Source organism: Ignavibacteriales bacterium (assembly GCA_016709765.1).
GTDB lineage: Bacteria > Bacteroidota > Ignavibacteria > Ignavibacteriales > Ignavibacteriaceae > IGN3.
In genome coordinates this window covers 282643-293970 of record JADJMD010000014.1, presented here as the reverse complement: position 1 = coordinate 293970, position 11328 = coordinate 282643, and the positions used below count along the sequence as shown (strand labels likewise).

Below are 11328 nucleotides of genomic sequence, written 5' to 3'. Positions count from 1 at the left end.
TATGTTTCATAAAATCGAAAATCGTCTAATCATTCTTATTGTTTTTGTGCTAATAGTATTTGCCGGAACAATTATTTATTTAAAAGTTAGTGAGAATAATATAATTAAGTCACTATCTGAAGAGAGAAACTTATCATTAAAAACATCTATCATTAATAATTTACCTGCCCAGAAAAGCGGCGCACAATTTCTACCAGATAGTGATCAGTTAGAAAAAATCTCTTTAAGTACAGGAACCAAAATTAAAATTATCGATTTAGATGAAGCAGACTTATTAATAAATTATCTTCTAGATAAACCATACATCAATTACGTATTTATTCAATTAAAAGATGAAAACGGAACAACGCAAAAGGTATTATTTGCAAAAAAAGAATCAACTGTACTAAAACAAAAATACGATGATGCTAAAAAAGAGTATTCCACACTAATACTTATTTTCCTTATACTCTCATTTTCTATTACCACGGCACTTTTTCTACAAATCGTAAGACCTATCTCTAACATCATAGGAAGTTTTACTTTAAACAAACCTGAACGATTAAAAAAACTTATAAATACAAAAAGTGAGTATGGTGTTTTTGCAAATCTTATTAAAGAATTTTTTGATCAGAAAAAAAATCTGGAAGAAGAAGTTAAGGTTAGAAAAATTACTCAGGAAGAGCTTGAAACATTAAATGATGAACTTGAAAAACGTGTTGAAGATAGAACCGAGGAATTAGCAATTACAAATCTTGAACTTCAGAAAGAACGTGACCAGACAAAACAATATCTTGACATTGCAGGTACGTTAATTGCACTTATTGATTCTGATGGTTACATCCAGCTTATAAATAAAAAAGGCGATGAAGTTCTTGGTTATTTACAAGGCGAACTAAATGGCAAAAATTGGTTTGACAATTGTTTTCCGGATAACATAAAAAGAAAGAATAAACAATTACACTATGATGTTCTTAGAGGAAAGATGCCGCCCATTGAATACTTTATAAGCGAAGTGGTAACAAAGGGTAAAGAAATTAGAACTTTAATCTTTCACAACACTTATCTAAGAGATGCAAACGAAAATATCACTGGAGTTTTATTTTCTGCTGAAGATATAACAGAATTAAAGTTAAAAGAAAAAGAGCTGATTGAAGCAAAAGAAAAAGCTGACGAATCAAATAAACTCAAATCTACATTCTTAGCTAATATGAGCCACGAGCTAAGGACTCCGATGATTGGGATTTTAGGATACTCTGATCTATTGATTGCTGAAGTTGAAAAAGATAATCATAAAAAAATGGCGAAGGCAATCCACGATAGCGGGCAAAGATTAATCGATACATTAAATCTAATTTTAGATCTTTCAAGATTAGAAGCCAATAAACATAATATAGATTATCAGGTTGTAAACCTTAATGAGCTTGTTAAAAGTGTGAAGTTTCATTTTGAAGCTGCTGCCGGCAGAAAAAAATTATTTTTGAAAGTAGCACTACCGTCTTACGATGTAATTGCAAAAACCGATCCGAGAATGTTAAGAGATGTAATGAACAATCTAATAAACAATGCTCTAAAATTTACAAACGATGGCGGCGTATTTATATCCCTTGAAGTATTTCATAGAAATTTTATAATTAATATAAAAGATACAGGAATTGGAATTCCCAAAGAGAGTTTAGATTTGATATTCGAAGAGTTCAGACAAGTGTCTGAAGGACTGGGAAGAGGTTTTCAAGGTACAGGTTTGGGATTAACAATATGTAAAAAGTATGTTGAGTTATTGAATGGACGGATTTCAGTTAAAAGCACACTGAAAGAAGGATCAGAATTTACTTTCCAAATTCCCTTATTCACAGAAGAAATATTAAAAGAAAATTTTGAAAATTCTGACAAGGTCCAAAATGTAGTTGGTGAAACTATTGAAGTAGAAAACAAATACCTAAAATCTGAGCCGGAAGTAAATGAAATTAAAAAGAAAATTTTGGTTGTTGAAGATGATTCAACTACTCGCGATATAGTAAAACTTTTCATAAAAAAAATATATGATGTTGCATTTGCAGTAGATGGTGAGAAAGCTCTTAAAGCTATTAGCGATTCTAAATACGATTTAATTATTATGGATATAAATCTGGGTTCTGGAATAAATGGAATTCAAGTAGCGGAAAAAATAAGAAAGGTTGCCGGGTACGAATCAATTCCCATTATTGCCGCTACCGCTTTTGCAATGCTTGGTGATAAAGAAAAGTTTCTTGAAGCCGGATTTGATCAGTACATCTCAAAACCATATTTAAAAAATCAATTATTAGAATTACTTTTAGGTATCCTTAAAAATTGATTTGTCTAAATGTCTATCCAATAAGAAAACTTAACCAAAAATATATTATCTGTTTCTGATTTTAATAGACTGCTAAAATCATTTTTAAAATTAAACTCACCGGGATTTTCAAAATTCATACGGCTGTTTGTCCAAGCAAAATAAAAAACTGATCCTGGTAATGCTTCCCATCTTAAAACTAAATTGCCTCGCAGGGATTTAAAATTAAAATCAGGATTATGAAAATCAAATGATGGAGCTGGTCCTTCTGCATCTGGATCAACTGAGTAATTTTCTGATTCCGTATCATAACTGATCTGCGATCCTTCAAGACCATATTGTTTTACTTCTAAGGTTGGTGGATTAATTATCTCTTTAAAATTTTCATAATCGCCAACTGAGATAAGTGGTTGAATGTACAATTGTAAACTAAGAGTTGGAGTAAAAATCCAGTTTAATCTTATGTTGGCAGAAAAAGTTTTTTGATCCAAATCTGCAAAAACATACCGAGTGTTATACGTGCGAACAGCTGTTTGATCTGAAATATCTCTAACCCATTGAAACGAAGTATTGTTAGTTGCGTATTCTGGGCCAAAAGAAAAACTTATTCTAGAGCTTGGTTTCCATTCGATCTCTATTTCGGTAGCAAACTCATTACTGCCAATTTCATTTCGCCAATAACCAATACCGGGTGAAACGATTATTTTTTCACGGCTATCAGTGTATGCACTAATATTAAAGGAATAATTTGATGGGATATTAAGTTTAGGTCCGCCCCGCGTTAATGATTTGGAAACAGATTTAAAATTATTTGAAACTTGGGCATTAATTCCCCAATAATTTAAAAATTGAGCAGAAGATGTTAAGTAGAATCCACTTCTTTCAATATTATTTTCAAAATCAGAGGTTCTGTTATATGCAAGGTAAACACTTTTTCTCCTGAAAATATCGTCCGGATCAAACCATCTGTAACCAGTTACAAGATGCCCGTTAATTCTATCTGCAAACCATTGCGAACCAAGATCATTATATTCAAATCCGGGTGAAATAATTCCAATTGCAGCGTTAACATAAAAATTTCCCTTTTGTTTATTTAAGGAAACGCGGGCAAAGTATCCTGCAATTGAGGTTCGATTAGTATCAATTGGCATGTAAGTTTTATCTGGTCGTTGCATATACCTGTATGGTTGCTCCTGCAATCTTTTTAGATACTTTTTAGTGCCGGAAGTATAAGAACCAATAACTGAACCAGTTACAACATAAGTTTCATCGTCATCTAAAAAAGTCCATCCATCTGTACCAAAAGTATAAGCTTGATTACTTAATAAATTTTTTAGATTCTCATTACTAAGGTCTCTGTTTACAGAAGTGAATATTATACCAATTGCTTGCTTACCGGAGTTAAACTCTTTTTGAGTTCTAAAGATGCCATAATGAGTAAACGGTTCTACTTCAATCGATGTATCGCTTATTTCTTGTCGTAAAGTTGCATATGTTCGTTCAGTTAATGAACTGAGTGCCCCGATTGACCAGGTTTCATCGATTTTACCGGTTAGCTTTGCAGCGCCAAGAATTCTTGTTTCGTTTGGATAATCAACATAACCGTTTTTTGTAACATTGCCCTGCGGTGATCTTCCGATTCTTCTTGAATAAATTAATTCTGGTACACCGAAATTAAATCCCCAATTATTATTTGCTCCACCATAACCAAAAGAAAAAATATTTCCTCCTTCGATAAAAAAGGGTCTCTTTTCATTGTAGAAAGTTTCAAATTCGGAAAGATTTATTATCGCTGGATCAACTTCTACTTGCCCAAAATCAGGGTTTATAGTTGCATCTACATTTAAGTTACTGCCTATGCTAAATTTAATATCCGCACCTACGGATGTTTTGTATTGATTTGACTTATAGAAAGGGTCGTTTACGTCGTGAACTAAATACTGCGCTTTTTGTACAAAGTAGGGAAGTATCTCAAATCGATGTTTGGCTTTTATACCATCCAATCCAATTAGATCTGCAAACTTTGATACGAAGCCGCTTTCTTTTTTGGGAACTAAAACATAAAAAGACATTTCGTGTTTACGTTTTATATCACGATTTAAATTAACACCCCAAATCATTTTTTCTGCATCTTTGAATCTTAATTGCGTAAATGGAATTCTTACTTCCAAATTCCATCCGCTCTCATCAACGGTAGTTTTAGATTGCCAAATCCCATCCCATGATTCATCCATTCCGCCATCATTGAACAGCGTTCCATCGGCAATAGAACCGCCGGGATTTACAGCAAAATAAAATCCGGTTCTATCATCGTTGTAAGGATCAAGATAAATCCAAAACCAGTCTGACTCAATAAAATTATCACGACGCATCAATGTTACATCAATAGAATCAGGGTTGGAATCATAAAATCTCCCGCTGAAATATATATTATCAGCATCATGGGAAATCCAAACTTCTGATTTTTCTGTAGCAAATTTGCCTTCATCAGGATCCTTTTGTGTAAATGCGGTAATGGGTTGCTTAGAATAAACAGGCTCACTTAAAACTCCATCCAATATAAGCGGTTCATCAAGCTTATAGGAAATAAGAGCTTTAGTAGAATCGTTTTTGGATGAAGCAAAATATGTTGCATTAAAGACTAACAAAAAAAGTAATAGTGTAAAAAACTTCATAATTCTATCAATTTTTAGTTTAACATTTTGACTTTGGCTTATCAGAGAACTTAATGGTTAAGTTATTCTAGAAATATCATATACCAGTTAATTGATCTATTTGTTCAAACTAATATTAATTTATTCTAAGTTTTTTATTCCGATAATTCTTAGAAGTGGTAATGATGAATGATGAACGGTTTATAATAAATGATGTCGCCTGGCAATTTTTAAGTATTCATCGCCAGGCGGAAAATATTTTTAATTACTTCTTATTTATTTTGATTTTACCACTTGCAGTATTCAACTCAATCATCGAACCACCGCCATTAAGTATAAATTTCTTAATAAGATTTTTTGAACTTTTATCAACAGTTGTTGGTTCAAAGTCCGATTTAATCATCTTTTCAACATCCGGGTCACTGGCGTGTTTACCCACATAAACTGTTGCAACTATATTCACTTTAGAATCAGCTGGAATAGATAGATTAATATCTCCACCCGCAGTGTTTAATTCACTTTTTGAATTACTTGCAGAAATTAAATCAGCATTTATGTTTCCGCCTGCAGTATTTGCTTCAATTGAACCAGAAACATTTCTAAGACTAATGTTTCCTCCTGCTGTATTTACTTCAGTTTTTCCTGTAGCACCGTCCAGGCTCACATTACCGCCAGCAGTATTTAATTCAGCACTTCCGGAAACTTTGCCAACTGAAATATTTCCTCCGGCTGTTGAAACTTCACCACTGCCACCAATATTTCCGATCGAAACATTTCCGCCACCAGTTGATACTTCAATTTTACTTTTAACATCTTTTACACTAATGCTTCCACCGCCGGTTGATAATTCGGTTTCACCACTAACATTGCCGACAGTAATATTTCCCCCACCGGTTGATGCAGAAAATTTTAGAGCAACATCTTCAACATTAATGTCTCCGCCGCCTGTGGAAATTTCAACTTTTCCATTAATGTTTCCATTTACCCCAACATTGCCACCGCCTGATGAAAGATCCAAATTAAATTTTGAAGGCAGGGATATTTCAACACGAAAATCATCCGAATCTTCACCTTTAAATTCTACAATTACTCTATTCCCTTGCTGCTCAAGCTTAAGGTTATTAATATCTTCCTCCTCTAAATTAATCGCTTTAACATATACTTGATCTTTGTCCCACGTTGATACTATAATATTTCCATTTGAAATTGAAACTTCAAGGTTATCACCTTTGGAAACATTAAACGACTTGTCCTTATCTGTTGCCATAGTGAATACGGCAAATCCAGTTAGAATAAAAAACAGGCTTGTGTGTAAGAATCTTGTAAATTTTTGATTTTTCATATCAGTACTCCTTTATAATATTTTTTGCTTGCAGTCTTACATAATTATTATTATCAACTTGAATTTTATTTCTTAGTTTTGATAAATCATCAACACTAAAGCTATATCCTTTTTTTGCAGCATCAACTAAATTGTTGATTGCTTCAATGCGAATTCCTGCACTTGTATCATTTAATAAAACATAGATGAAGGTATTTTTAATCTCAGTGTCCATTGGAATTTCATTTAAGGATTTAAGAGCTTCTCTTCTAACACCCGGATTACCATCATATTTTGCTACTGTTATCAAAGAGTTTTTTATTTCATCATCAATCCCGGTACCTTTAGCTACATTTATTAAATTTATAGAATTTAGTCTTGTACCTGGATTCTGGGCGTTAAGAACGGCATATGTTAGAAATTGTTGCAATTTAGGATCTGAAATATTTCCTTTAAAATGTCCTGGTTTTACAATATCAAAAGTAAATTCAACTTGTCCATCAGATGGATCAGGATCTGTAAAATTAATGTTACTAATTTTTATTTGATCGTTTATAAGGGGGTTTGGTTGAGAATTTTCAACAGATGGAGATTTAAAAATTAGGTAACTAATAAACATTCCTATTAACAAAATTGAAAATCCGCTAAATGCTAACCCAGCAGGTTTGGTTATCATTGAATAAACAGAGTTGAAAATTTGTTTAACAAAAGAGATGCTATTTCGTTGTGCTCTTAATTGACCTCTTAATTCAAGTCGTGCTTCATGTAATAAGTTCGGATTTACAGAAACAGACACATCATTCTGAATATCTGCAAAAAGTTTTTTGTATGCTTCTAATTCAAGCTTACACTCATTACAAGTTTTAACGTGATCTTCAAATATTTTTTTCTTATCTAAATCCAGTTCTTCATACAGATAAAACTGAATCATTTCCTTATAATCATTATGTTCCATTTGCTTTTCCATCTAACTAAAATTTAATAACTGTTTTCTAATTGTAGCTTTAATCTTTTAATCGCATCAAAAAGATATTTTTTTATTGTTCCTTCTTTGCAATTCATCATTTCCGCAATCTCCCGAATTTTATATCCTTCATAATGCTTTAATAGAAAACTCATTTTTTGATTTGGCGACAATGAATTTAGAGCTTCATTTATCTTTTTCTCATTTTCTGAATTAATAGCTAAATTTTCAGGGGATAACTCGCTGTCATCAGGAATTGTTGATATATAAGATTCATTTTTTTCATCATCCAAAGAAAAATGATTTGCCCTAGCATATTTTCTTTTAAAAGTGATGCATGTGTTTGATGTTATCCTAAAAAGCCAGGTTGAAAACTCACTTTTAAATTGAAAATTTAATAACCCTTTGTATACTTTAATAAATACTTCTTGATAAATATCTTTTGCATCATCGTTATCGCCTGTATACTTAAAAGCAATGCGCAGAACCATTTTATCATATCGATATATCAGCTCTTCAAAAGCCAATATATCTCCATTCTGAGCGTTTATTATTAGTTCGTTATCGCTTAGTGTCATTAATTTTTATCTTTTTACAAATTATTAGACTAAAGTTACGCAGAAATGGTTGGTGGGAGAAGAATAAATATTTTACCAGTTAATTTTGGCCAGGTTTCTTGGGATTATTCTGTTCTATCATTTAATTTATTATTAGTAAAAAAAGATTACATGATTTATTACAAATATTATTCTAATTGATTCCTTAGTTATGACTATCATAAATTAAACATGAGTTGTCAAATGAAAAAACTAATTCCTTCCCTAATAATTATCAGTCTTATTCTATTTTCATTCAATGCCACGGCGCAGAAAAATTCAGAAACTGATTCTCTGAAAAATATTTCCTTAACCGGACTGTCATTCAGAAGCATCGGTCCAGCTGTGACGGGAGGGAGAGTGATAGAGATTGCTGTTAATCCACTTAACTATAGCGAATATTATGTTGCATCCGGACACGGTTCATTGTGGAAAACGACTAATAGTGGAATAACCTTTAATCCAGTTTTTGATGGAAATAAATCCTATGCAATCGGTTCAGTTGCTATTGATCCAACAAATGTAAATGTAGTTTGGGTCGGAACAGGTGAAAACAACAATCAGAATAATGTGATTTATGGTGATGGTATATACAAAAGTGAGGATGGCGGTAAAAGCTGGAATAATATGGGATTAAGTTCATCTCAGCAAATTGGCGGAATTGCGATTGATCCAAATAATTCAAATATAGTTTACGTTGCTGCTTATGGCTCATCAAGAATTCCAGGAGGGGATAGAGGAATTTTTAAAACAACTGATGGCGGTAAAACTTGGGAAAATGTTTTAAAGATTAGTGAGTACACAGGTTGCTACCAGGTACATATGGATCCAAGATTTTCAAATATTTTATATGCTGTTGCTCATCAAAGGATGAGAAATTTATACACAGGTATTTACGGCGGACCAGAGAGTGGTATTTATCGTAGTCTAGATTTCGGTGTTACTTGGGAAAAACTAAAAAATGGTTTGCCTTCTGAGGATGTCGGAAGAATTGGAATGGCGATATCTCCAGTGAACCCTGATTTTCTTTATGCAATCGTTGAAGCTACTGACAAAGATAAAGGTGTTTACCGAAGCACTGACCGTGGTGCAAGCTGGGCAAAACAAAGCGGGTACAATGCATCTGCTCCATTTTATTATCACGAACTTATATGTGATCCTGTTGATTTAGATAAGGTTTATAGTAATGATACTTTTATTCAACTTACAATTGATGGTGGAAAAACCTGGAAAAATTTGGGTGATGATAAAAAACATGTTGATAATCATGCCTTGTGGATAAATCCAAAAGATAATATACACCTTCGTGCAGGTTGCGATGGTGGAGTTTATGAAACTTTTGATCAGGGAAAGAACTGGGATTTTAAATCAAATATTCCAATTACAGAAATTTATAAAGTAACTACTGATAATGCATTGCCTTTCTACAATGTTTACATTGGAACACAAGACAACAATAGTCTCGGCGGTCCATCAAGAACTATAAGTTCTGCAGGCATTCTTAACCAGGATTGGATGTTTACAAATGCCGGTGATGGTTTTGAAACACAAGTTGATTGGAAAGATCCAAATAATATTTATGCACAGTCACAAAATGGTGGTCTTGTTCGTTTTGATAAAAGAAGTGGTGAAAATTTATTCATCCAGCCTCAGGATTTTGCGGATACCGCTTACAGATTTGATTGGGATGCGGCATTGTTGATTTCAAAATTTGACAATAAAAGATTGTACCATGGTGGTAATAAATTGATGCGCAGTGATGATCAGGGTAGTACTTGGAGAGAAATTAGTCCAGATCTTACTCGTGGCGTTCCAAAAGAAATGCAAAACCTTATGGGTCAAAGCTGGAGTATTGATCAACTTGCACGCAAGGGTTCTATGGCCCAGATAGTATCAATTGCGGAATCGCCTATAGATGAAAATATTTTATTTGTTGGCTCTGGAGATGGATTAATTAATTTTACTACAAATGGAGGAACGAGCTGGATAAAATCATCAATAGAGGGGCTGCCTGAATATTCACGAATTAATCAAATTATTGCATCAAGTTTTAATAAGCTTGTTGCTTACGCAGCGTGCAACAATTACTTTGGCGGAGATTATAAGCCTTATACTTATAAAACAACGGATGGAGGAAAAAGCTGGTTTTCAATTAACAGTAATCTCCCGGAAAATGGAAGTACTTTTTCTATTGCAGAAGATCATATAGACAAAAATCTTTTATTACTTGGGACTCTTTTTGGTGTTTATTTCTCAAACGATGGTGGAAAGGAATGGATCCCTTTTAATAATGGAATGCCTCCCGCTTGTGTGATGGACCTTGAAATTCAAAAAAGAGAAAATGACCTTGTTGTTTCTACATTTGGAAGAGGAGTTTATATACTCGATGATTATTCGGCTCTTCGTTATATGTCTGCCGAAACTTTAAATAAAGAAGCAGAAATATTTCCTATCAAAGATGCTTTGATGTTCATTCCATCCAATCCGCTTGGCTTTAAAGGAGTTGCATTCCAGGGTGCAAGTTTTTATTCTGCACCTAATCCAGAAGTTGGTGCCGTGTTTACTTATTACTTGAAAGATGAGTTTAAAACTTTAAAGGAAATACGTAGAGATGAAGAAAAGAAAAAGCAGAAAAACAAAGAAGACATTAAATATCCTTCGTATGAAAAATTAAAGGGTGAACAGGAAGAACCTGAGGCTTATCTTCTTTTTACAATTACAGATGAAGCCGGAAATATCATTCATAAAATAAAAACTGAAGCAAAGAAAGGGGTAAACCGATTGGTTTGGAATTTCCGTTACAACCCAGTTACTCCTGTGTCCCTTCAACCATATGATGATTCAGTTCCATGGAATGAACCGGATAAAGGTTATATGGTTGTGCCCGGTAAATATTTTGTTTCACTTTCAAAATTTCAAGATGGCAAGTTTAGCGATCTAGTTGCTCCAAAAGAATTTTTGTGCATTGCTTTAAACAATACCACACTTCCGGCAGATGATAAACTTGCACTCGATGCCTTTAACAAAAAAGTCGCCGAACTTACTCGCGCAATTACAGGAGCCAATGCTTTTAGAAATGATCTTGTGGAAAAAATAGGATATCTGAAGAAAGCGGTTTTGGATGGTGCGGAAGTTCCGATTTCAATTTATAATAATGTAATTAACATTGAGTCCGATTTGAGAGAATTAAACCGAAAACTTAATGGTGATCAACTTAGAGCAAGATATGAGGGCGGAACACCCACCTCAGTTAAAGGACGAGTTGATCTAATTACTGGGGCACTATGGGGTACAACTGCAGCTCCTACGAATACTTTTATCAAATCTTATGATGGCGCTGCAAGTAGATTTGATGAAATACTAAATGATCTCAAATCAATTGATAATAGTATAAAAATTGTTGAATCAGAGCTTGAAAAATCTTTTGCGCCTTATACTCCTGGTAGAATCCCTGAGTGGAAAAAGAATTAGAACGTTTTTTCCCCTGCTAATGAAAGTTA

Annotated in this window: 6 protein-coding genes; 2 read left to right on the top strand and 4 right to left on the bottom strand. The window is 33.4% G+C overall.

Features of this window, described 5'->3' with window-relative positions; translation table 11 throughout:
* Position 1 precedes the first annotated feature (1 nt).
* A complete protein-coding gene (locus IPJ23_16835) occupies positions 2 to 2314 on the top strand; it encodes a response regulator (protein ID MBK7632335.1) in 2313 nt (770 codons plus the stop codon).
* Between the two features lie 5 nt (positions 2315 to 2319).
* On the opposite strand, the gene IPJ23_16830 is transcribed toward IPJ23_16835, so the two are convergent.
* The 4 genes from IPJ23_16830 to IPJ23_16815 all read right to left on the bottom strand — a co-directional run bounded on the left by IPJ23_16830 (position 2320) and on the right by IPJ23_16815 (position 7810).
* Entirely contained in the window at positions 2320 to 4968 is a 2649-nt protein-coding gene (locus IPJ23_16830) for a carbohydrate binding family 9 domain-containing protein (protein ID MBK7632334.1), read from the bottom strand.
* Between the two features lie 244 nt (positions 4969 to 5212).
* Positions 5213 to 6289: a DUF4097 family beta strand repeat protein gene (locus IPJ23_16825; protein MBK7632333.1), complete on the bottom strand. Its 1077-nt coding sequence runs from the start codon at positions 6287 to 6289 to the stop codon at positions 5213 to 5215.
* A 1-nt stretch (position 6290) separates the two neighbouring features.
* Complete coding sequence (locus IPJ23_16820; protein ID MBK7632332.1) at positions 6291 to 7235, bottom strand: HEAT repeat domain-containing protein; 945 nt, start codon at positions 7233 to 7235, stop codon at positions 6291 to 6293.
* An 11-nt stretch (positions 7236 to 7246) separates the two neighbouring features.
* The gene (locus IPJ23_16815) at positions 7247 to 7810 is read right to left on the bottom strand and encodes an RNA polymerase sigma factor (protein ID MBK7632331.1); all 564 of its coding nucleotides are present in this window, start codon (positions 7808 to 7810) and stop codon (positions 7247 to 7249) included.
* A 234-nt stretch (positions 7811 to 8044) separates the two neighbouring features.
* Between IPJ23_16815 and IPJ23_16810 the strand changes: the two genes are divergently transcribed.
* Positions 8045 to 11299, top strand: a complete 3255-nt coding sequence (locus tag IPJ23_16810) for a glycosyl hydrolase (protein MBK7632330.1) — start codon at positions 8045 to 8047, stop codon at positions 11297 to 11299.
* The last annotated feature ends 29 nt before the right edge of the window (positions 11300 to 11328 follow it).

Bases quoted from the DNA above. Each gene is read 5' to 3' on its own strand.
- IPJ23_16820 (MBK7632332.1), bottom strand. From the start codon at position 7,235: ATGGAAAAGCAAATGGAACATAATGATTATAAGGAAATGATTCAGTTT.
- IPJ23_16830 (MBK7632334.1), bottom strand. From the start codon at position 4,968: ATGAAGTTTTTTACACTATTACTTTTTTTGTTAGTCTTTAATGCAACA.
- IPJ23_16835 (MBK7632335.1), top strand. From the start codon at position 2: ATGTTTCATAAAATCGAAAATCGTCTAATCATTCTTATTGTTTTTGTG.
- IPJ23_16825 (MBK7632333.1), bottom strand. From the start codon at position 6,289: ATGAAAAATCAAAAATTTACAAGATTCTTACACACAAGCCTGTTTTTT.
- IPJ23_16815 (MBK7632331.1), bottom strand. From the start codon at position 7,810: ATGACACTAAGCGATAACGAACTAATAATAAACGCTCAGAATGGAGAT.